This is a genomic window from Muricoccus harenae, assembly GCF_009848505.1.
Lineage (GTDB): Bacteria > Pseudomonadota > Alphaproteobacteria > Acetobacterales > Acetobacteraceae > Roseomonas > Roseomonas harenae.
Map to the genome: position 1 here is coordinate 18903 of NZ_WWDL01000032.1, position 20130 is coordinate 39032.

Annotated in this window: 18 protein-coding genes and 1 pseudogene; 9 read left to right on the plus strand and 10 right to left on the minus strand. The window is 69.3% G+C overall.

The window, feature by feature from the left end; translation table 11 throughout:
* The gene (locus GSE44_RS20065; RefSeq protein ID WP_159350611.1) at positions 1 to 1593 is read right to left on the minus strand and encodes an ABC transporter substrate-binding protein; all 1593 of its coding nucleotides are present in this window, start codon (positions 1591 to 1593) and stop codon (positions 1 to 3) included.
* Between the two features lie 32 nt (positions 1594 to 1625).
* Entirely contained in the window at positions 1626 to 3008 is a 1383-nt protein-coding gene (locus GSE44_RS20070) for an aminotransferase family protein (protein ID WP_235924979.1), read from the minus strand.
* Between the two features lie 95 nt (positions 3009 to 3103).
* Between GSE44_RS20070 and GSE44_RS20075 the strand changes: the two genes are divergently transcribed.
* The 4 genes and pseudogenes from GSE44_RS20075 to GSE44_RS20085 all read left to right on the plus strand — a co-directional run bounded on the left by GSE44_RS20075 (position 3104) and on the right by GSE44_RS20085 (position 5982).
* Positions 3104 to 3841 (plus strand): TetR/AcrR family transcriptional regulator, encoded by a 738-nt coding sequence (locus GSE44_RS20075; protein ID WP_159350613.1) that lies wholly within the window; start codon positions 3104 to 3106, stop codon positions 3839 to 3841.
* Positions 3842 to 4061: 220 nt separating this feature from the next.
* Positions 4062 to 4451, plus strand: a pseudogene (locus GSE44_RS26535) (TRAP transporter large permease subunit); the annotation flags it as partial.
* A 157-nt stretch (positions 4452 to 4608) separates the two neighbouring features.
* Positions 4609 to 4746, plus strand: a complete 138-nt coding sequence (locus GSE44_RS25845) for a hypothetical protein (protein ID WP_235924980.1) — start codon at positions 4609 to 4611, stop codon at positions 4744 to 4746.
* 630 nt (positions 4747 to 5376) lie between these two features.
* Entirely contained in the window at positions 5377 to 5982 is a 606-nt protein-coding gene (locus tag GSE44_RS20085) for a YciE/YciF ferroxidase family protein (protein ID WP_159350615.1), read from the plus strand.
* A 534-nt stretch (positions 5983 to 6516) separates the two neighbouring features.
* On the opposite strand, the gene GSE44_RS20090 is transcribed toward GSE44_RS20085, so the two are convergent.
* The 6 genes from GSE44_RS20090 to GSE44_RS20115 all read right to left on the minus strand — a co-directional run bounded on the left by GSE44_RS20090 (position 6517) and on the right by GSE44_RS20115 (position 12254).
* On the minus strand, positions 6517 to 6954 hold the full coding sequence (locus tag GSE44_RS20090; protein ID WP_159350616.1) for a hypothetical protein: 438 nt from the start codon (positions 6952 to 6954) through the stop codon (positions 6517 to 6519).
* A 78-nt stretch (positions 6955 to 7032) separates the two neighbouring features.
* Positions 7033 to 7251, minus strand: coding sequence for a hypothetical protein (locus GSE44_RS20095; RefSeq protein ID WP_159350617.1), 219 nt, complete (start codon positions 7249 to 7251; stop codon positions 7033 to 7035).
* Between the two features lie 233 nt (positions 7252 to 7484).
* On the minus strand, positions 7485 to 8549 hold the full coding sequence (locus GSE44_RS20100) for an SPL family radical SAM protein (protein WP_159350618.1): 1065 nt from the start codon (positions 8547 to 8549) through the stop codon (positions 7485 to 7487).
* Between the two features lies 1 nt (position 8550).
* A complete protein-coding gene (locus tag GSE44_RS20105) occupies positions 8551 to 9606 on the minus strand; it encodes a spore photoproduct lyase family protein (RefSeq protein WP_159350619.1) in 1056 nt (351 codons plus the stop codon).
* A 641-nt stretch (positions 9607 to 10247) separates the two neighbouring features.
* A complete protein-coding gene (locus tag GSE44_RS20110; protein WP_159350620.1) occupies positions 10248 to 10535 on the minus strand; it encodes a hypothetical protein in 288 nt (95 codons plus the stop codon).
* Between the two features lie 270 nt (positions 10536 to 10805).
* Positions 10806 to 12254: a helix-turn-helix domain-containing protein gene (locus GSE44_RS20115; RefSeq protein ID WP_159350621.1), complete on the minus strand. Its 1449-nt coding sequence runs from the start codon at positions 12252 to 12254 to the stop codon at positions 10806 to 10808.
* A gap of 128 nt (positions 12255 to 12382) precedes the next feature.
* Here GSE44_RS20115 and GSE44_RS20120 point away from each other — a divergent pair, with 128 nt between their 5' ends.
* Genes GSE44_RS20120 through prpB form a run of 3 tightly spaced genes read left to right on the plus strand, consistent with a single transcriptional unit; the run spans position 12383 to position 16004 of the window.
* Positions 12383 to 13897, plus strand: a complete 1515-nt coding sequence (locus GSE44_RS20120) for an MmgE/PrpD family protein (protein WP_159350622.1) — start codon at positions 12383 to 12385, stop codon at positions 13895 to 13897.
* Between the two features lie 23 nt (positions 13898 to 13920).
* Positions 13921 to 15084: a bifunctional 2-methylcitrate synthase/citrate synthase gene (gene prpC, locus GSE44_RS20125; protein ID WP_159350623.1), complete on the plus strand. Its 1164-nt coding sequence runs from the start codon at positions 13921 to 13923 to the stop codon at positions 15082 to 15084.
* Entirely contained in the window at positions 15084 to 16004 is a 921-nt protein-coding gene (gene prpB / locus GSE44_RS20130; protein ID WP_159350624.1) for a methylisocitrate lyase, read from the plus strand. Before prpC ends, prpB begins: the two co-directional genes overlap by 1 nt.
* Before the next feature lie 209 nt (positions 16005 to 16213).
* Here the strand turns inward: prpB and hemW are convergent, their stop codons facing one another.
* Entirely contained in the window at positions 16214 to 17407 is a 1194-nt protein-coding gene (gene hemW / locus GSE44_RS20135) for a radical SAM family heme chaperone HemW (protein ID WP_235924982.1), read from the minus strand.
* A gap of 15 nt (positions 17408 to 17422) precedes the next feature.
* Here hemW and GSE44_RS20140 point away from each other — a divergent pair, with 15 nt between their 5' ends.
* Both GSE44_RS20140 and GSE44_RS20145 read left to right on the plus strand, forming a co-directional pair.
* Positions 17423 to 17923 carry a YbaK/EbsC family protein gene (locus GSE44_RS20140; RefSeq protein ID WP_159350626.1) on the plus strand — a complete coding sequence of 167 codons (501 nt, stop codon included), beginning with the start codon at positions 17423 to 17425 and terminating at the stop codon, positions 17921 to 17923.
* A 215-nt stretch (positions 17924 to 18138) separates the two neighbouring features.
* Complete coding sequence (locus tag GSE44_RS20145) at positions 18139 to 19440, plus strand: MFS transporter (RefSeq protein ID WP_159350627.1); 1302 nt, start codon at positions 18139 to 18141, stop codon at positions 19438 to 19440.
* A gap of 15 nt (positions 19441 to 19455) precedes the next feature.
* On the opposite strand, the gene GSE44_RS20150 is transcribed toward GSE44_RS20145, so the two are convergent.
* Positions 19456 to 20130: an RraA family protein gene (locus GSE44_RS20150; RefSeq protein WP_159350628.1), complete on the minus strand. Its 675-nt coding sequence runs from the start codon at positions 20128 to 20130 to the stop codon at positions 19456 to 19458.

The following is a 20130-nucleotide window of genomic DNA, read 5'->3' on the forward strand; positions in this document are numbered from 1 at the left end:
TCAGGCGCGCCGAATGTTCCAGGGCACCGGGCGCGGTCCCTCCAGCAGGCCGGTCAGCGACCGCCGGTAGGCCGTGCGGATGAAGAATTGGCCGAGCGGCACGGTGGGTACGTCGCGGAAGGCGAGGTCCTGCATCTGCTCGCCGATCGCCATCCGCGCCGCTTCATCCGGTGCCGAGAGCCAGCGCTCGTTCAGCGCCTCCATCTCCGCGCTCCCGTACCAGCCGCTCCAGCCACCGGCGCCCTGGCCGCGGATGAGGGCGTTCTGCGTCGGCGTGACGATTCCCATGCCGCTCCACCAAACGGGATAGAGGTTCCATCCGCCCTGGGCTGGCGGGTTCCGGTTGTTGACGCGCCCGAGCACCGTGCCCCAGTCGGTGGACACGAAATCCATGTTGAAGCCGATGCGCGTCAGCAGGTCATTGGCGATGAGGCCGAGCGGCGCGATGGAGGTGAAATCGGAGGGGTTGAGGAAGGTCACCTTCTCCCCATTGTAGCCGCTCGCCCGCAGCATCTGCCGCGCCTTCTCCATCCCTGCCCCCGCCATGGGGTCGGGCGAGGGTGCGCGGCCATAGGGCGTGGTGCAGGGGAAGAAGGAGTGGCAGATATTATAGGCGGTGGAATCGTTGTTGGTGACGGCCGCCATGAAGTCCGGTTGGCTGATGGCGGCCAGCACGGCGCGTCGCACCTCCGGCTTGTCGAAGGGCGGGTGCAGGTGATTGAAACGCAGCACGCCCATGTAGCCGGCGGGATCTCCGTTCCCGATGGCGATGTCGCGATTGCGGCGCAGCAACGGGATCAGGTCCGCCGCCACCTGCTCCCACCAATCCACCTCGCCGGACTGGATGGCCGCCGCCGCCGTCGCCTGGTCGGGCAGCATGATCCATTCCACCCGCTCGAAGTTCACCGCCTTGCCCCCGGCGGTCCATTCCGGCGCCTCCTGGCGCGGCGCGTAGCGCTCGAACTTCCGGTAGGCGGCGCGGCTGCCGGGGATGAACTCGTCCGCCACGAAGCGATAGGGGCCGGAGCCAATGATCTCCGGCAGTGGCCTTAGCGCGTCAGTGGCCGCCAAGCGCTCCGGCACGATGAAGGCGGGCACGGTTCCGGGCTTGGCCAGTGCATCCAGCAGCAGCGGGAAGGGACGCTGCAGGCGGATGACGAGGGTGCGGTCGTCCGGGGTCTGATACTCGGCGACCACGGCCGCCAGCGTCCGGCCGAAGGTGTCGCGGCTTCCCCAGCGGCGGATGCTGGCGGCGCAGTCGCGCGAGCGCACCGGCTCCCCGTCGTGGAAGAACAGGCCCTCGCGCAGGCGGATGGTCCAGGTCAGGCCGTCATCGGAGACGCTCTGCCCCTCCGCCATCTGCGGCTGCGGGCGCATCTTCGCGTCCACGCCGTAGAGCGTGTCGAAGACATAGAAGCCATGGTTCACCGAGACGCCGGCGACGGAGGAGACCGGATCGGGATTCGACAGGGCCGCTTGCGGCACGAAGCGCAGCACCCGCGGATCGGCGCGCTGGGCACGCGAAAGGGAGGGCGCCGCAAGGATCGCGCCTCCGGCCAGGAGCGCGCCGCGGCGCGTGACGGTGGTACGCATGCCCGAACCCCCTTGTATCCCGATGGGTGATGTCAGCGGAGGACACCCTCCGACCGCAGTTCCGACGCGTAGTCGTCGAGTACGGCGGCGAGCCGCTCGACGAGGAGATCGACCTCCTCCGCCGTGATCGTCAGCGGCGGGCTTATCATCAGCCAGTCGCCATACGCGCCGCGCGACGTGCGGCGGCAGTAGAGCGCAAGGCCACGCCGCATCCCCAGCGCCTTCACCCGCTCTGGCGCCACGCGCTCCAGCGGGATCATCGCCTTGGCTTCCTTGTCCGCCACCAGCTCCACCGCGAGCAGCAGCCCCTTGCCGCGTACGTCGCCGATCAGCGGACTGTTCGCGGCCAGCTCGTCCAGCCGGGCGCGGAGCAGGTCGCCCCTGCGCGCGGCGTTGCCGACGAGGTCCGCCTCCTCCACCTCGCGCAGCACGGCGGCGCCGACGGCGCAGTTCATGACATGGGCGTTGTAGGTGAAGCCGTGCATAAAGCCGCCGGCCGCCGTGACGGCCTGCACCATCGCCGCCGAGACCAGAGCGGCACCGAGTGGCGCGTAACCGGCGGACAGGCCCTTGGCGAGCACCGCGATGTCCGGCCGCGCATCGGGCCAGTGGTCGGCGGCGAGGAAGCGGCCGGTTCGGCCGGCGCCGCTCATCACCTCGTCGAAGATGAGCTTCACGCCGTGAAGGGTGCAGATCTCCCGCACCAGCGTATAGTAGAGGTCGGGTGCCACCAGCGCGCCGGTCGCGAGGCCCCCGACCGGCTCCATGATGAAGGCGAGCACCGTCTCCGGTCCCTCGCGCTGGATCGCCTCGTCGAGAGCGGCGGCACAGGAGCGGGCGTGACTCTCTGCCGTGTGGTTCGGCGGCACGCGGTAGGTGAGGGGCGCCGGCACGCGGGGCACGGCGCGCATCATCGACCCGAAGATCTCGTGCGCGTGCGCATCGCCCGAGACGGCGAGCGCCCCAAGCGTGTTGCCGTGATAACCGGGCTGGCGTCCGATCACCTTCCAGCGCGAGCCCTGCCCGGTGACGACGGCGTGCTGGCGGGCGAACTTGATGGCGCTCTCCACCGCTTCCGAGCCACCGGAAACGATAAAGGCGCGGTCCAGCCCCGGGCCCGCGAGGCGGCCGAGGCGTTCGGCGAACTCGATGTTCGCCGCGCTCTCGAACTGGCTGGGATACGCGAAGACCGCCTGGCGCGCCTGCGCCTCGATCGCCGCGATGATGCGCGGGTGGCCGTGGCCGAGATTGCTGGCGACGGGGCCGGAGGAGGCGTCGAGATAGCGGTTGCCATCCGTATCGATCAGCCAGATGCCCTCGCCGCGCGCGATGCGGGGGAGCGGCGGTGCGTCCAGGGGGCGCGAGAAGGCCTGGAGGCCGTAGCCCGGCTCGGTCGGTGTGGCTGCAGTCGGCAAGGCGAGCTCCCCATCGGCTGAGAGCAGTCTGGCGCGGTTCTTGAGCATCGTTCAAGAGGCTTTCGTGGCGGGCGAGGGAGCGATAGACGGGCGACATGCCGAGAGAGCAGAAGGCCAGGCGCCGGGCCGCCCGCGCCGCCCCCGTCGCGGTCGGGCTGAGCCGGGCGGCGATCATCGATGCGGCGCTGGCCGAGATCGACCTCGGCGGGCTGCCGGCCTTCAGCCTGCGTGGTTTGGCCCGCGCGCTCGGGGTGAATGCCAACGTCATCGTTTGGCACGTTGGCAACCGGGACACCGTGATCGCCGAGGTGATCGCCCATGTGCTGCGCGACGTCGTACCGTCCGAAATGCCAGAGGAGGGATGGGAGGCACGGCTGCGCGGCCTTTTCGCCCGGTTCCGCGCGGCCATGCGGCGGCACCCGAACACTGCCCCACTGATCGGGGCGGATGCTGTCTCCAATCTCCGGCCCGACCTCCCCCTCATTGAAGCAATCCTCTCGGCACTGGAGGAGGCGGGCGTACAGCCGGAACGAATCTGTGAGACCTACAACACTGTACAGGCGGCCATGGTCGGCTTCGTGACGCAGGAATTGGCACGGCTGCCGACAGAGGATTTGCCGGGTTGGCAGGCCAGGATCCGCGCCGGGCTGGAGGCGGTGGATGCCGGGCGCTTCCCGACCTTGGCGCGCCATCTACCGCGCCTGATGAATCGCGCCTTCATCCTGCGTTGGCAGAATGGCGCGGAGGTGCCGATGGAGAGCAGCTTTGAGGCGTTCGTGGACTGCGTTATTGCGAGCATCGCTACATCGCGGGGCGAACCCTGGATGCAGTAGGAGTAGAGTATTTCTGCATACTCCGCTGGTCCGACCAAATGCGCCCGACGACCGGATTAGGCTAACCACATGGCAGAGAGTGACCCAGGAACACGTGCCTGTTTTCGGGTTTCTCACAGGACAAAGCGGACGCTGAGTGGGACAGGCGTTTTGCCAGCCATCGGCCATTTCTCGGGCCATCACGGAGCGAGGCCGGACGGGATTACCCCGATAGCTCGAGTTGCTGGTCCATCGGACTGGCACGCCTGAGGTATCACCGGAGGGTCGGCGCTGCGAGAGGGGGCGCGATGCAGCGGTCAGCCCAGGCAGTTGGACGCTGTGGCGTGGCGCTCCGCCCAAACCTCGTCGATGCCGATGCTGCCCCAGCGAAGGCGACCGGCCGATCCGGCGGTGGGGACCGGAGGACGAGGGATCCTGGGAGATCCGGACGAAGCACGAGCCCGAGGGCCAGATCCGTCCCGGCTTCATCCATCAGCGCAACCTGATGAATCTGTCGGGGATCACCGACCGGATCTTCAACTTCGCCGACACGCTGTTCAGCCGGATTCATGGTGGGCTGACCCAGGTTAGCATTCTGGGCAGCCTGATCTTTTCCGGCCTTTCCGGCGCCGCGCTGACCGACCCTGCGAGAAGCGTGGGGTGCCACCTTGCCTGCCATCCCGCCCCTGGTGGCGGCCGGGGCGGACCCGGTGCATCCGGGCTTGGGCGTGGTGGCCGATCAGATGATCGGCCTGCTGACGCCGCCCCTGTGAATGGCGCTGCTCCTGATGACCGACATCGCGGAGATCAGCATGCGCCAGCTGCTGCGCGCGTTGGTGCCCCTCCAAATCCCGTTGATCGTGACGCAGGTGGTGATCACGATGTGGCCGGATGTGGTGCTGGTGACCCCGCGGATGATTCGCTGACGGCGGCGAAGCGGGGCGGGCATTGGTTTTCGCGGCTTCGGGACGCGGGTGTTGGATGGGGCGGTGCGAGGTCAACTCGGCGGCAGGGTGCCGCTCGCCTGGAAGGCCTCGGGGCCAGTTTTCGAGACTGAAGTGCTGGTCAAGCCGAAATGGCAGCTTGCCGACATGGCCACGACACCTGGAGCGAGTTAAGGCAGGATCGCGCAGCTCGCGAGGCGACGCTTTTCGCCCTGGACGGCAAGTGCTGCCTTACGATCGGAACGTCTGCTCTTAGCACCGCGGCGGCGCTAGGCGTCGGTTATGACGCGCCCTGCCGAGCTGCGACCTTGTTGCGCCGAATGTCCGCTTCGGAGTGCGCCTGAGCGGGCTTGGAAGGTTCGGAATGGGCGCAAAGCTGAAGGTGCCTGTCCAGGTAATCCCGAAAGGGGAAAGCCCTGCTTCAACCTGAGGCCGAGGGGGCCGAGGAGAGGGCGACTGCTTCCTCATATCGCCGCACACCCTCAGATGTAACCAACAACTTTTTTGCAACAATTTTTGCACGGCCGCCCACCCGGCTGTCCCGCTAATCCGGACGTTGCAGCTGAGGTCCACAGTCAGACGTTGGGACCGTGTTTAGGAGAATCAGCTACAATGCCCGAGAAAACCCTCAATGACGCCTTCTACGAAACGCTGAAGGACGTCTACTACGCCGAAAAGCAGTCGGTGCGCGCCCTGAAGAAATCCGCCAAGGCTGCCGAGGTGCCCGCGCTGAAGGATGCCTTCAACCAGCATGCCGAGGAGAGCGCCGTGCAGGTCGAGCGCCTCGTACGGGTGTTCGAGATCATCGGAAAGGCGGCGCGTGCCAAAACCTGCCAGGCGATGCAGGGGCTGGTCGCGGAGATGGAGTCGGATCTGAAGGATTTCAGTGGCACCGAAGCAGCGGACGACGTGCTGATCGGCTGCGCGCAGGCGATCGAGCACTATGAAATTGCTCGCTACGGCATGCTCCAGAGCTGGGCCCGGAAGCTCGGCTATGATGAGGCCGGGGAGTTGCTAGGCGAGACGTTGGAGGAGGAGAAGCGCACCGATGTGCTCCTGACCGAGATCGCCGAGAGTCTCGAAGCGTCCGGTGCGGAGGAGGAAGAAGAGGAAGAGGAAGAGGAAGAGGAAGAGGAAGAGGAAGAGGAAGAGGCTCCAGCGCCCAAGCGCACTCGAGCCGCGAAAGCTTCGCCTGCTAGGTCCAAGGCGAAGAAGTAGGCTCCGGTCGGAAGCACCTGCCAGGATGTGAGGACCGCGGCGAGGGCGGGGCCAGTTCACATGGCTCCGCCCGGAGGTGTCCAACACCGAGCAGCGGTCGTTGGCCGATGTTGAACATGAGGCAGGCGTAAGGCTTGTCCCCCACAGAAAGTTCGGGTTCGCCAAGAAGTCGCCCATGTCCGGCTCGTTGACCTGCCCGCTGATGGCACGTCCGAGCGCCATGATCAGCGCTACGACGGCATCGATCTTCTGCTCCGGCCGGGCCGTGCGCGGATAGACATTGCCGCGGGCGTCATCATGCCCGACCACATTGCCGTTGTATCACCCCAGCACGGGCGTGCCGTCGTGCCGGATCCGCCCCGCCTGCGTCGCTGCGCCTGGCTCTTTGATGGGCGAGCCGCGGACCACTTGCGGGACAACCTGATCCTCTCGCCCGGGCAAATGCCCGACCGGGTGAGGATAATATCCGCCCGATCGAGGCCTTCGTTCCACCGAGGATTGACGTTCCGGGCAGGCGACCGGGTTCCCCCCGCTTTATGCCTCCCGGAACTGGGCAGGATCCTCGATGCCGAGCTCGGCGCCCTTGGCGTCGAAGGCCGCCTCGTAGACCTGCGTCAGGCGGCTCTTGGGTGCCACGCCGCCGTTTCCCTCTCCCGACAGATCCGACAGGGCGAGCACGTCAGCCTCGATGGCGATGGCCATCATATGGGATGCCTGCGCCGCCAGGCCTGCCGAGTGCATCGTCTCCACCGCCAGCTTCGCCTCAGCGATAGCGAGTTGCCGCTCAAGCTCCGCGGCTTGCCGTTCCGCAACGTCAGCCCGTCGCTCCTGCTCCATAAGGGCGGCTCGCAGCTCCTCCATCTTCGCGGCCATGTCGCGTACGGCCTGATCCAGGCGGTTCAGGGGGAGGCGTTCAAGACCGTTGGAGGCGCCCTTCGGGGAAGGGATCGTTGCGGCTTGGGGCTCGGGCATCGGAACTCGCTGGGCCAGGAAGGCGCCACCCATAGTTCGGTCTGGCCGGACAGGAAATGCTGGGCAGGCCCGCACCTCCTAGCGGTTGGCAGCCTTGTGGGTGCCGACGTTCTCGTGCCACTCGACCGGCATCCCATCCCAGAAGGTGATCTGCTTCCCTGCCCACTTTCGCCGGACATAGACGTGGAATGCGTCGGGTGAGGCCTCGACGTAGCCGGACTTCCCGTCGGTCAGCCGCAGATGAAGGGCCAACTGCTCTGCCTGCTCCTTCATGTACGCGTCATCCGAGTCGCTCATCGGGAGCCTCCCATGGGTCATGTTCCAGTCTGCCCCGGAACCGCCGCCGGGCGGAGGGGTTTCCTGTCCGCCACAAGGGAGGCGGACCGCTTGCCAAGCGCCACATCAAGCGGATCGCGGCGGGACCAGGCACCGGCCGTCCTCTGGCGCGGCCCCGGTACGGGCAGCTTGGGGTAATGCGCGTCAATGGTGGGGCCGCTGGTGGTGCTGTTCTTCCGGTGCCTCACCTGATGTCAGGTGAAGTAGAGCACTCGCGCCTGCGGCAGGTGGCGAGCGACGCTCGCTTCCAGGCCCGCGCGCAGCTCGGCCATCAGCGCCTTGGGGAAGACGTACTTGGCCGAGCCGAACTTGGTGAGCTTTCGGCTGCGCTGCGCCGGGTCCATCTCCAGACCGCTGCCGGGGTACCAGCCCTGGAGCACCTCCCGCGAGCCCTCGGTGAAGCGGTGGGTGATGAGTTCCACCGTCAGGTCGGGGTCCGGCGCGCCTTCCAGAGCGGTCGCGCAATCTGCCAGCAGGACGTCGTAGGCCTCCCGCCAGCCCGGCAGGTTCAGGAGGGGCGCGACGGTGAGGCCGATGCGGTAGCCAGCCATGGCGGCCTGCCGCATGGCGTAAAGCCGGCTCCGCACGCGCGGCGCCCCGCCCTCGAAGCGCTCCGTCCCGCGCGCATTGACGGAGAAGCGGATGCGCGTGCGGCGGCTGTGCGGCAGGTCCAGCAGGGGGGCGATGGCGTCGTATTTCGTGGTGAAGCGGAGCTGCGCCTCGGCCTCACAGGCGCCGAAGAAGCGGATCGTCTCGGCCAGGCTGCCGGTGATGTGCTCGATACCCAGGGGATCGGTGTAGCAGGAGGCCTCGAAGGTCGTGCCTTCTGCCACGCGGGCGGCATTGCGGGAGGTGACCTGGCCCTGGCCCAGCAACGGCGGCAAGGCGGCCAGGATCTCCGGCAAGTTGGCGTAGGCGCGGATGATGGGCGGGCCGGCGAGGGAGCCTGCGAGGTAGCAGTACGCGCAATGGGCCGGGCAGCCCTCGGCCAGGTCGAAGCGCCAGTCGGCGCTGGGCGGGATGGGCTGCGGCTTGCGGCGGCTGGGGGAGGCGACGACGACGGCCATGGTCGTCTTGGCGTCGCGGTAGGTGTTGGGCAGGCCGGTCAGGCGGTCGGCCTTCAGCCGCACCACTTCGGCCCCCAGCGCTGCAGCGCGGTCCGCCATGGTCGCGCCTTGCGGCCAGGAGAGGGCCGAGGGGGTGATGAGCAGGCGCTTTGGCTTCCAGAGCGGGTGGGCGCGGGCAGGGACCTCCAGCATGTCAGAAGGCATAGCGTACCCGGCAATAGGGCATACGGGCGGCCAGCAGGTCCTTGAAGCGCTGTAGCCAGCGGCCTTTCCAGCCGGTGCGGTAGCGCAGGTTCACGCCGCCGCTTTCGGAGACCTTCTCCTCCTGGATGTCCGGGCGCCAGAGCAGCTCCTCCGCCTTCGGATGCCAGGCGAGGTTGATCTCATGCAGTTCCCTGTTGTGGGTGAGCATGATGATCTCGGCCGCCAGCTGATCCTTCACGGCGGCAGGCAGTATGTCGTCCAGCTCCTCGAACAGCGCACCCCACTCCGCCTCCCACCCCTCACGCAGCACGACGGGAGAGAAGTTCAGGTGCATTTCGTAGCCGGCGCGGTGGAGGTCCGGGATGGCGGCGATGCGCTCGGCCACGGGGGAGGTGCGGACATCCAGCAGCTTCGCCAGGTCGGGCGGCATGAGGGACATGCGGATGCGCGTGCGGCCCCTCGGGTCGTAGCCCAGGAGATCCGGGTTCACCCACTTCGTCGCGAAGCTGCCCTTCGCGTCTGGCAGGGTGCGGAACAGGGAGACGAGGTCCCGCACGTTGTCGGAGATGGCAGCGTCCACGGAGAGATCGCCATTCTCGCCGAGGTCGTAGACCCAGGAATGCGGGTCCACCTGGTTCGGCACCGTCTTTGAGCCCTGGCGCGCCGCGTGGCGGGCGGTGGCGGCCAGCATCGCCTCGATGTTGACGAAGACGCTGATGGGATTCGCGTGCCCCTTGCGCCGGGCGACATAGCAGTAGGCGCAGGCCATGGCGCAGCCGTTGGAGGAGGAGGGCGCGATGAAGTCCGCGCTGCGGCCGTTGGGGCGGAAGGTCAGGCCCTTTTTCACGCCGAGCACCAGGGCCTGCCGCTTGGCGGCCAGGTAGTCGCCGGGATCGCCCTCCCGCAGCTCCGGGATGCGCCAATGGGAGGCGACCGGGATGCGCTCGGCCTCTGGGAAGCGAGCGAGGATCTCCCGTCCGCGGGCGTGCTCCTCCACGGCGGGTTCGAGGTAGATTCGGGCGATGTCGAGTGGGAGGGCGGCCATCCACGCGAGATGTGGGGACTCCGCCCGGGCTTCCCAGGGGGCAGGTCAGGCCCCCGGCAGCATCAGGATCCGCTTTTCCGTCCCGGTCGGGTACGCGCATCGCGGTCGGGAATGCTGGCCGGGTGCGGCCCGCCACCTGCCTCCCCGCCGCGCGACCTGGGCAGGCGTGCCTCCAGCGTGATGTTGGTGAAGAAGCTGCCAGGTACACGCATGGCGAAGGCCTTCAACACACTGCCGGCCGCGCTGCTGGCGCAGGACCCGCGGCGCGAAAGAGGAAATCGTGTCATCTTCCTCCCGGGTAATGACGAAGGGGCGATGGCGGAGGTGACGCTGGTGCGTCAACTCGGCTCTGCGCCGGTGCCACTCGGCACGCTCGAGACCGGCGGCATGCTGATGCAGCTCGGTGGTGCGCTGATGGTCCGTGACCTGATCCACTACGGCCGAAACTCGAGACCGGGACATGACAGTCGCGACCGAGCTGCTGACGGCCGGTCGTCCGATGAACCGGGCGGTGAGTGCTTTCGTGAAGCTGGTGCGTGCGGTGCGCTGGGAGGGTGGACGCATCGCCTCGGCGACGTGACAGGCGTCGCACCCGGCCGCCCTGGGGGGCGGCCGGGTTCGCGTCGGGCAGGCGTGAGGGTTCAGCTGCCCTGGGAGGTGAAGTCGAACGCGCCGATGACGCCGGCCAGCGGCGTGCGGCCGGAGGCGGAGGGCGAGGCGGTGGGGCCGGCGACATACTGGTCGTCACCACCGGCATACCGGTTCTGCACCGCGAAGTAGGAGCCGGCGAGCGGGGTGCGGCCCCCGACCTGGCTCCAGGACTGCGAGGCGGTGGGGCCGGAGATGTAGTCGCCCTCGGCGAAGGAGGGGCCGCCCTCGCCACCGACCAGGGCAGTGGCGAGGGCGGCAATGGTGAGTATCTTGCGCATGGCGGGGGTTCCTTCTCTGTCTGGGTGGTGCGGCTCGGTGCCGCAGTGATGGATAGGACGAGGCGGGGATGGCCGGCTGTTCCCCCCGGCACACCGCGTCACGCCCTCATCGGCCTGCTGCGGGACATGGCCGGGTATCCACCCGCGCTGGCCGTCTGCTCCGGACTCTCCTTCCTGGCGGCGCTGACAGTCATCCGGCGTCCTGGCGGTAGGAGCAGGCGGCGGCAGAGGCGCGGCATCCTTGTGCGGGCCTGATCCCGCCAGCACGGCTCACCCCTGGCTGGGGCGGACGATCCGATAGGGCAGAAGGCCGCGCTCCGCCGTGCCGACATCCAGCCGGTGCCCCACCGGCGGCATGGCCCGGTGACGGCAATCCCCACGCTCACAGGCCCGGCAGCCCGGGCCAATCGGCACGGGCAGCCGCTGATCCGCCAGGGCGATACCGGCTGAATAAACCAGCTGATCGGCATGTCCGATCTCGCAGCCCAGCCCGACTGCTCCCTCCCGCGGCTGGTTGAGGAAGGAGCCCCCGCTGCCGACGGTGCGCGCAATGCACAGATGCGTCACCCCGTCGGGCGTGCGGGCGAGCTGCGTCAGGATGCGGCCCGGCTGGGCAAAGGCCTGGTGGACGTTCCACAGGGGGCAGGCGCCGCCGAACAGCGCGAAGTGGAAGCGCGTGGCGCTGGAGCGCTTCGAGACATTGCCGGCCACATCGACCTTGAGGAAATAGAAGGGCACGCCCTCCTGCCCCGGCCGCTGCAGCGTGCTGAGGCGGTGGCACACCTGCTCGAAGGAAGCGCTGAAGCGGCGCTGCATCCGCTCCACGTCGTGTCGCAATTCCCGCGCGGCGGCATGAAAGCGGCCATAGGGCAGCATCAGCGCGCCCGCGTAGTAATTGGCGAGGCCTACCCTCGCCAGGGCACGCGCATCGGGGCCCGATAACGGTGCGCCGGCCACGATGCGGTCGATCGTCTCGCCCTGCCCCAGCAGACCCACGACATGGGCAAGGTAGAAGAGGCGGCTCTCGGCCGCCATTTCCTCGGCCAGCAGCAGGCGGCGGGTGTCGCGGTCCAGGCGCCAGAGCACGCCGGTTTCCCGTTCGTCTCCGGAGGCTTCCGCCACCGAGATGCCGTGCCGCTCCGATAGGTGGTTCCGCAGATCGGCGGACAGGGTCTGGGAGGAGAAGCCCCTGGTCTCGAAGAGGTGCTCCGCCGCCTCGTCCAGGGCGGGGAAATGGTTGCGCTGGGCCTGTACCCAATCCTGCACCTCGTCATAGGGAAGACGGGAGGCCGGGCCCATGGCGACGGCGCCATCGACCAGCCGGGCATGCAGGGCCCGGTGCTCCTCCTCCAGCGCGCGGTAGGCGCGGTGCATCGCGAGAAGGCGCGCGGCCACCTCGGGCGCCGCCCGGACGGCAGCATGCACCTCGGCCAGGTCGGGCGGGGCCGTGCCGAACAGGGGATCGGCGAGGGCCTCGCGCAGGTCGCCCACGCGCCGGAGTTCATCGGTTTCGGCGAAATAGCCGGGGCGGACCTCCAGCGCCTCGCAGAGCCGGTTCATCACCTCGCGCGGGAGGGGGCGCTGGTCGCGCTCGATCTGGTTCAGATAGGAGGGCGAGAGGCGGAGCAGGGTGGCCAGGGCGACCTGGGTCATGCCGCGGCCCGTGCGCAGGCGCCGCAGGCGTTCGCCGGCGAAGATCTTGGCGTCCTGGCGCGTCATCGGCACTCCTGGCATTCGCAAACTTCGCAACACTGGTGCCATGGCGCGGCACGAATGAGCAAGATTGCCCCTTCACGCTGCGCGGTGCTGTCGCGATCTTCGCAGTGACCTGGGAGCAAAGGCGCATCATGATCGTCCACGACGTCACCGTTCACCCGGAGCGGGACAGGCTGCCGCGCGAAGAGCAGCTGGCCTGGAAGATCGCCGCCGTGGCGACGGACCCGGTGCCGGTGGAACCCGCGGTGGCGGAGATGATCGTGAACCGGATCATTGACAATGCGTCGGTGGCGATCGCGGCCATCAACCGCCATCCGGCGGTCACGGCCCGGGCGCAGGCGCTGGCACATCCGCGCCCGGGCGGCGCCACCCTGCATGGCTGTGGACCCGAGGTGCGGGTGCATGCCGAATGGGCGGCCTGGGCCAATGGCACGGCGGTGCGGGAGCTGGACTTCCACGACACCTTCCTGGCCGCCGACTATTCCCATCCGGGCGACAACATCCCGCCCATCCTGGCCGTCGCCCAGCAATGCGGCTGCGACGGGGCGGCGCTGCTGCGCGGCCTGGCCACGGGCTACGAGATCCAGGTGAACCTCGTCCGCGCGATCTGCCTGCATGAGCACAAGATCGACCATGTCGCGCATCTCGGCCCCTCGGCCGCGGCGGGAATCGGCACGCTGCTGGGGCTGGACACCGCCATCATCCACCAGGCGGTGCAGCAGGCGCTGCATGTCACCACTGCGACGCGACAGAGCCGCAAGGGCGAGATCTCCTCCTGGAAGGCCTTCGCGCCCGCCCATGCCGGCAAGCTGGCGGTGGAGGCGGTGGATCGCGCCATGCTCGGCGAGGGCGCGCCATCCCCGATCTATGAGGGCGAAGACAGTGTCATCGCCTGGATGCTGGACGGCAAGGATGCGCATTACCGCGTGCCGCTTCCCGCGCCGGGTGAGGCCAAGCGGGCCATCCTCGACACCTACACCAAGGAGCATTCGGCCGAGTACCAGTCCCAGGCGCTGATCGACCTCGCCTTCCGCATGGGGCGCGGGATCACCGACTGGGACGCGGTGGAGGAGATCGTGGTGGAGACGAGCCACCACACGCATTACGTGATCGGCACCGGGGCCAACGACCCGCAGAAGATGGACCCGACGGCGTCGCGCGAGACGCTGGACCATTCGATCATGTACATCCTCGCGGTCGCGTTGCAGGACGGTGCCTGGCACCATGTCCGCTCCTATGCGCCCGAGCGGGCCGCGCGCCCCGACACGGTGCGGCTGTGGCACAAGATCCGCACGCTCGAGGACCCGAAATGGACGGAGCGCTATCATTCGCGCGACCCGCATGTGAAGGCCTTCGGCGGTCGGGTGGAGATCCGCATGAAGGATGGCTCCATCATCGCCGATGAGCTGGCGGTCGCGAATGTCCATACGCTCGGCGCCACGCCCTGGGGCCGCGCGGACTACATCCGCAAGTTCGAGACGCTGACCGAAGACTTGCTCGATCCCGCGGAATCGCGCCGGTTCCTGGAGCTGGTGCAGCGCTTGCCGGAGCTGCGTGCCGGGGAGCTGACGGGGCTGAACGTGGCCATGCCGGCGGGCCGGCTCGACAGCGCGCGGCTCACCGGTATCTTTGGCCACAAGGCCTGAACACAGGAGAGGAAGAGAACGCCATGAACGACACGCCGCAGGCCCCGAAGGCCAAGAAGTCCGTCGCCCTCTCCGGCGTTACCGCCGGCAATACCGCCCTCTGCACGGTGGGCCGCTCGGGCAATGACCTGCATTACCGCGGCTATGACATCCTCGACATCGCGGGGCAGTGCGAGTTCGAGGAGATCGCGCATCTTCTCGTGCACGGCACGCTCCCCAGTGAGGCGGAGCTCCGCGGCTACAAGGCCAAACTCCGCTCGCTGCGCGGGCTGCCCGCCTCGGTGAAGGCCTCGCTCGAGGCGCTGCCGGCCGCCGCGCATCCGATGGACGTGATGCGCACGGGCGTTTCCGCCCTGGGCTGCGCCCTTCCCGAGAAGGAGGACCATGACCCCGCGGCGGCGCGCGACATCGCCGACCGGCTGATGGCCTCGCTCGGCTCGATGCTGCTCTACTGGTACCACTACGCCCAGAACGGCCGCCGTATCGAGGTGGAGAATGACCAGGACAGCATCGGTGGGCATTTCCTGGAGCTGCTGCACGGGCGCTCGCCGCGCGAGAGCTGGGTGCGGGCGATGCACACCTCGCTCAACCTCTATGCCGAGCATGAGTTCAACGCTTCCACCTTCACCGCGCGGGTGATCGCGGGAACGGGCTCGGATTTGCATTCGGCGATCGTCGGCGGCATCGGCGCGCTGCGCGGGCCGAAGCATGGCGGCGCCAACGAGGTCGCCTTCGTGGTGCAGAAGCGCTACGACAATCCGGACGAGGCGGAGGCCGATATCCGCCGCCGCGTCGAGGCCAAGGAGGTGGTGATCGGCTTCGGCCATCCCGTCTACACCATCGCCGATCCGCGCAACGCCATCATCAAGCAGGTGGCGCTGGAGCTGTCCGAGGAGGCTGGCTCGCGCAAGATGTACGACATCGCCGAGCGCATTGAGGCGGTGATGGCCGATACCAAGAAGATGTTCGCCAATCTCGATTGGTACTCCGCCGTCTCCTACCACATGATGGGCGTGCCGACGGAGATGTTCACGCCGCTCTTCGTCATCGCGCGCACCGCCGGATGGAGCGCGCATGTGCTGGAGCAGCGCGCGGATGGCAAGATCATCCGGCCAGCGGCCAATTACACCGGCCCGGAGCCGCGCGCCTTCGTCCCGCTCGCGCAGCGCGGCCTGGGGGCGCGCTGATGCCCTATGTGATTGGAGAGGACCTGCCGGAGGCGCCGGCGGGGGTGCGGTTTCGCGCGCTGCTGGAGCGGCCGGGCATTCTGCGGCTGCCGGGGGCGCAGACGGGCATGGCGGCGCTGCTGGCCAGGCGGGCGGGGTTCGAGGCGCTCTACATGTCAGGCGCGGCCATGTCGGCCGGCATGGGCCTGCCCGATCTCGGCATGATCACGGTCGATGATGTCTGCTGGCACATCCGCCAGGTGGCGCGCGCCTCTGGCCTGCCGGTGCTGGTGGATGGCGACACCGGCTATGGCGAGGCGCTGAATGTCATGCACATGGTCCGCGCCTTCGAGGAGGCCGGCGCGGGGGCGGTGCATCTGGAGGACCAGCTGCTGCCCAAGAAATGCGGGCATCTGAACGACAAGAAGCTGGCCGACCCACATGACATGGCCGCCAAGGTGGCCGCCGCCCGCAAGGCGCGGCGCCACCTCACCCTCATCGCCCGCACCGATGCGGCGGCGAGCGAGGGCATGGACGGGGCAGTGGCGCGGGCCAAGCTCTATCTCGAGGCCGGGGCGGACGCGATCTTCCCGGAAGCGCTGACCACGGCCGAGATGTTCCGCGAATTCGCCCGGCGCATGCCCGGCGTGAAGCTCCTGGCCAACATGACCGAGTTCGGCCGCACGCCCTTCTTCACGGACCAGGAGTTCGAGGCCATGGGCTATGCCATGGTGATCTGGCCGGTCTCGGCGCTCCGGGTGGCCAACCGCGCCATGGAGGAGCTCTACGCCGCCATCCAGCGGGACGGCGGCACCCAGGGCATGGTCGAGCGCATGCAAACCCGCGCCCAGCTCTACGAAACCATCGGCTACCACGACTACGAGGCCCTCGACGCCTCCCTCGTTAAAACCATCATCCCCGAGGGAATGCCACAACGATGAGGCGACGCCGGGCGGGACGCAGGCGTCCCGCCCGGCACCCCAGGAGCTTGCGTGTCAGCCGGGGCCGGATGCCGCCTTCGAGGCGAGGCGAGGCGAGGCGAGGCGAGGCGAGGCGTGCGGCCGAGGGGCCTGAGCCCCGGACCCCAGGCGGCCCGCCTCCGGCCTAGGAACGTGTCCCGCGACGGAGCCGGTTCAGCCCCGGGGCAGAATTACCGCAGCAGCACGGGCAGCAGGGCATCCAGCCGCAGCCGCCCTTCCATCGTGGCCTGGAGCCGCCCGTCCGGCAGCCAGCGCAGATAGCCTTCCTCCTGCAGCGCCTCGAGCATTGCGCGGTCCACCACCGCATCGAAGTCCTGCCCGCTGCGCGCGGCGATGCGCGCGGGATCGATGCCCTCGGAGAGGCGCAGCCCCATCAGCATGGCCTCGCGGCCGCGGTCGACGGCGGAGAGGGCTTCCTCCTCCACCCGCGCATGCCCGTCCCGCTCCACCCGTTCCAGCCAGATCTCCGGCGCGCGGTGGCGGCGGGCGGCGAGGATGGCGCCATCCCGCGTCAGCCGCTGATGCGCGCCGGCGCCGATGCCGAGGTAATCGGCATAGCGCCAATAGGCCAGGTTGTGCCGGCTCTCGGCGCCGGGTTTCGCGTAGTTGCTCACCTCATAGGGCAGCAGGCCGAACCGCGCGGCCTCCTCGGCGGTCGCGGTGTAGAGTGCGGCCGCGTCGTCGCCCTCGGGCAGGTGGAAGGCGCCGCGCGCATGCTCCGTGGCGAAGCGCGTGCCCGGCTCGACCGTGAGTTGGTAGAGCGAGAGATGGTCGGCGGCGAGCGCCAGGGCCCGGCGGAGCTCCTCGCGCCAGGCGGCCTCGCCCTGGCCCGGGCGGGCGTAGATCAGGTCGAAGGAAAGGCGCGGAAAGGTCTCGCGGGCATGTTCCAGCGCCGCGATGGCCTCATTGGCGGAATGGTTGCGGCCGAGGAAGCCAAGCGAGGCCGCATCCAGCGCCTGCACGCCGAGCGAAAGGCGGTTCACCCCCGCCGCGCGGAACTCACGGAGCTTGCCGGCCTCCACGCTGGTGGGATTCGCCTCCAGCGTGATCTCGAGATCGGGTTCCGCCTCGAACAACGCCCGGGCACGCTCGATGAGCGCCGCGACGGCCCCGGGCGGCATCAGGGAGGGCGTGCCCCCGCCGAAGAAGATCGAGCCCAGGCGGCGGCGCCCAGCGCGGGCGGCCTCATGCTCCAACTCCGTCAGCAACGCGCGGCCATGGCGCGCGGCGTCCACGGCCGGGCGCACATGGGAGTTGAAGTCGCAATAAGGGCACTTGGCGGCGCAGAAGGGCCAGTGGATGTAGAGGGCCAGCGACTCCGCCGTCTGCGTGGCGGGGCGGTCCAGGGCAAGTGTCTCGGTCACGTGGGGGATATGGTCATGGCAGGGGGTGAGGGGGAAGGTGGCTCGGTGGGCCGCGTGCGTGCGGCGCTGCGTGCGGCCGGGCATCCGGATGAGCTTCAGGAATTTCCCGAGGGTACGCGCAGCGCGGCGGACGCCGCCGCCGCCGTGGGCTGTTCCGTGGGGCAGATCGCCAAATCCGTGATCTTCCGCGGCACCGGACCGGACGGAACGGAGCGGCCGGTGCTGGTGGTCGCCAGCGGCGCGCATAACGTCGACCCGGCCCGGGTGGCGGCGCTGACCGGCCTGTCCATCGGCCGCGCGGAAGGCGCCTGGGTGCGCTCGGTGACCGGCTTCGCCATCGGCGGCGTGGCGCCACTCGGCCATGCCACCGCGCCCGTGGTGCTGGTGGACGAGGCGCTCTTTGCCCATGGCGAGGTCTGGGCTGCCGCCGGCAGCCCGCGCCATGTCTTCGCCTCCACGCCGGAGGCGCTGCTGCGGGTGAGCGGCGGGATGCGGGCCGTGGTGGCGGCGGGCTGAGCCGCCCAGGCTGAGTCGGACCTCTTCCGGGGTCCGATCCGGCACCCCGATCTGGCCAAGGTTGCGCATCGGGCGCAGGAAGAGCATGGCCGGTTGAACGGCCCACCCGGAGTGTCCCGTCCCTGTCCGCCTCGTCCTCCCGGCCCCTCCCGCCTGACATCCCCCCGGACGGACTTCCGCTGCCCCGCCGCCACTGGGCCACCGCCGCCGTCGCCATGGGCATCATGATGTCCGTGATCGACAGCACCATCGGTGCCGCGGCGCTGCCCACCATCGCGCGGGCCCTGAACACACCCCCCGCCGAAGCCATCTGGGCTACCAATGCCTATCAGCTCGCCGTCACCGTCTCCCTGCTGCCGCTGGCGGCGCTGGGGGAGATCGTGGGCTACCGGCGGGTCTATCTGAGCGGGCTGGTCCTCTTCACCATCGCCTCGGTCTTCTGCGCCATGGCGACGAGTTTCGACGGGCTGGTGCTGGCCCGGGCCTTCCAGGGCTTCGGCGCGGCCGGGCTGATGAGCGTGAATTCGGCGGTGATCCGCTTCATCCAGCCGCGCGCCCGGCTGGCGCGGGGCCTGGGCCTCAACGCCATGGTCGTCTCCACTGCCGCGGCGGCGGGGCCGACGGTGGCGGGGCTGATCCTGGCGGTGGCCGACTGGCCCTGGATCTTCGCGGTGAACGGGCCGATCGGCCTGGCGGCGCTGGCGCTCGGCTGGCGCTCCCTGCCCGAAAGCCCGCGCGGGCGGCAGCGGTTCGATGTGCTGAGCGCCCTGCTGTCCGCCGCCACCTTCGGCATGCTGATCCTCGGCTTCGACTCCCTGGCACATGGTGGCGAGGCCTGGATGGCGCTGGCGCAGGTGGCGGTGGGGGTGGTGGCGGGGGTGTGGCTGGTGCGGCGGCAGACCGGCGTCGCGCGGCCGCTGCTGCCGGTGGACCTGCTGCGGATCCCGGTCTTCTCCCTCTCGGTCGGCACTTCGCTCTGCTCCTTCATGGCGCAGAGCCTCGCCTTCTCCTCGCTGCCCTTCCTGCTGCAGACCGGCTACGGCTTCTCCGTCTTCCAGGCGGGGCTGCTGACCATCCCCTGGTTCCTCGCCACCGCCACGGCCGCGCCCCTGTCCGGGCGGCTGCTGGACCGCATCCCGGCCGGGGTGCTGGGCGGGGTGGGGCTGGTCATGATGTCGGCGGCGCTGGGCCTCCTCGCGCTGCTGCCGAACGCGCCGCATCCGGTGGATATCCTCTGGCGCATGGCACTGGGCGGCTTCGGCTTCGGGCTGTTCCAGACGCCCAACAACCGCACCATGGTCGGCGCCGCCCCGCCAGAGCGCGCGGGCGGGGCAAGCGGGATGCTGAGCACCGCCCGGCTGCTGGGGCAGACCTCGGGCGCGGCCATGGTGGGGCTGGTGCTGGGATGGATGCCCGGCATGCCGATCGGCGGGCCCAAGCTGGCGCTGACCCTGGGCTGCGGGATGGCGGCGCTGGGGGCGATCGTCAGCCTGCTGCGGCTGCGCGTCCGAAGCTGAGGGCGGTTCCAGGCCTTATCGCCGCTCCCGCTCCTGCAGGGCGAAGTAGCCATGGGCGGCGCGGGCCTCGGCGAGTTCCGCGCCGCCCCGGACCGCGTCCTGGATGAGGGCTTCCTTCGCCCCGATCCGCTGCACGATCTCCAGAGTGGGCACCGCCGCCTCGCGCGGGACCACCACCACGCCGCCGTCATCGGCGCAGATCAGATCCCCCGCCTCCACCCGGATGCCGCCCAGGGCGATCGGCACATTGGTGGCCTCCAGCTGCCAGCGGTCCTTGCCCGTGCGCATGAAATGGGCACGCGACCAGATCGGGTAGCCAAGCGCGCGGCTCTCGCCGATGTCGCGGTTGGCGCCGTCGATGACCGTGCCGGACAGGCCGGCGCGCTTCGCCGCCTCGGTGAGGATGTTGCCCCAGGCCGTGCAGTCGGTGCGCCCGCGCATGTCGAGGGCGAGGACGTCGCCGGGCGCGGCGAGGTGGAGGAAATCGCCCATCGTGCCGCGCCGCGTTCCGACGGGCAGGTAGGCGAGGGTGACGGCCTGCCCCGCCATGCGGGCGCCGGCCAGCATGGGGCGCAGCCCTTCCACTGCGCCCTCGATTCCCTGGCGGTCCAGCGCGTCGGAAATGGCGGAGCTGGGCAGGTTGCGGAAGGCGGCGACGATCGCGGGATCGAGGCGGGGGAAGCTGTCCAT

Excerpts from the sequence above, each read along its gene's own strand:
- GSE44_RS20065 (WP_159350611.1), bottom strand. The coding sequence starts at position 1,593 with ATGCGTACCACCGTCACGCGCCGCGGCGCGCTCCTGGCCGGAGGCGCG.
- GSE44_RS20075 (WP_159350613.1), top strand. The coding sequence starts at position 3,104 with ATGCCGAGAGAGCAGAAGGCCAGGCGCCGGGCCGCCCGCGCCGCCCCC.
- GSE44_RS25845 (WP_235924980.1), top strand. The coding sequence starts at position 4,609 with ATGACCGACATCGCGGAGATCAGCATGCGCCAGCTGCTGCGCGCGTTG.
- GSE44_RS20085 (WP_159350615.1), top strand. The coding sequence starts at position 5,377 with ATGCCCGAGAAAACCCTCAATGACGCCTTCTACGAAACGCTGAAGGAC.
- GSE44_RS20090 (WP_159350616.1), bottom strand. The coding sequence starts at position 6,954 with ATGCCCGAGCCCCAAGCCGCAACGATCCCTTCCCCGAAGGGCGCCTCC.
- GSE44_RS20095 (WP_159350617.1), bottom strand. The coding sequence starts at position 7,251 with ATGAGCGACTCGGATGACGCGTACATGAAGGAGCAGGCAGAGCAGTTG.
- GSE44_RS20100 (WP_159350618.1), bottom strand. The coding sequence starts at position 8,549 with ATGCTGGAGGTCCCTGCCCGCGCCCACCCGCTCTGGAAGCCAAAGCGC.
- GSE44_RS20105 (WP_159350619.1), bottom strand. The coding sequence starts at position 9,606 with ATGGCCGCCCTCCCACTCGACATCGCCCGAATCTACCTCGAACCCGCC.
- GSE44_RS20110 (WP_159350620.1), bottom strand. The coding sequence starts at position 10,535 with ATGCGCAAGATACTCACCATTGCCGCCCTCGCCACTGCCCTGGTCGGT.
- GSE44_RS20115 (WP_159350621.1), bottom strand. The coding sequence starts at position 12,254 with ATGACGCGCCAGGACGCCAAGATCTTCGCCGGCGAACGCCTGCGGCGC.
- GSE44_RS20120 (WP_159350622.1), top strand. The coding sequence starts at position 12,383 with ATGATCGTCCACGACGTCACCGTTCACCCGGAGCGGGACAGGCTGCCG.
- prpC (WP_159350623.1), top strand. The coding sequence starts at position 13,921 with ATGAACGACACGCCGCAGGCCCCGAAGGCCAAGAAGTCCGTCGCCCTC.
- prpB (WP_159350624.1), top strand. The coding sequence starts at position 15,084 with ATGCCCTATGTGATTGGAGAGGACCTGCCGGAGGCGCCGGCGGGGGTG.
- GSE44_RS20140 (WP_159350626.1), top strand. The coding sequence starts at position 17,423 with ATGGCAGGGGGTGAGGGGGAAGGTGGCTCGGTGGGCCGCGTGCGTGCG.
- GSE44_RS20145 (WP_159350627.1), top strand. The coding sequence starts at position 18,139 with ATGGGCATCATGATGTCCGTGATCGACAGCACCATCGGTGCCGCGGCG.
- GSE44_RS20150 (WP_159350628.1), bottom strand. The coding sequence starts at position 20,130 with ATGGACAGCTTCCCCCGCCTCGATCCCGCGATCGTCGCCGCCTTCCGC.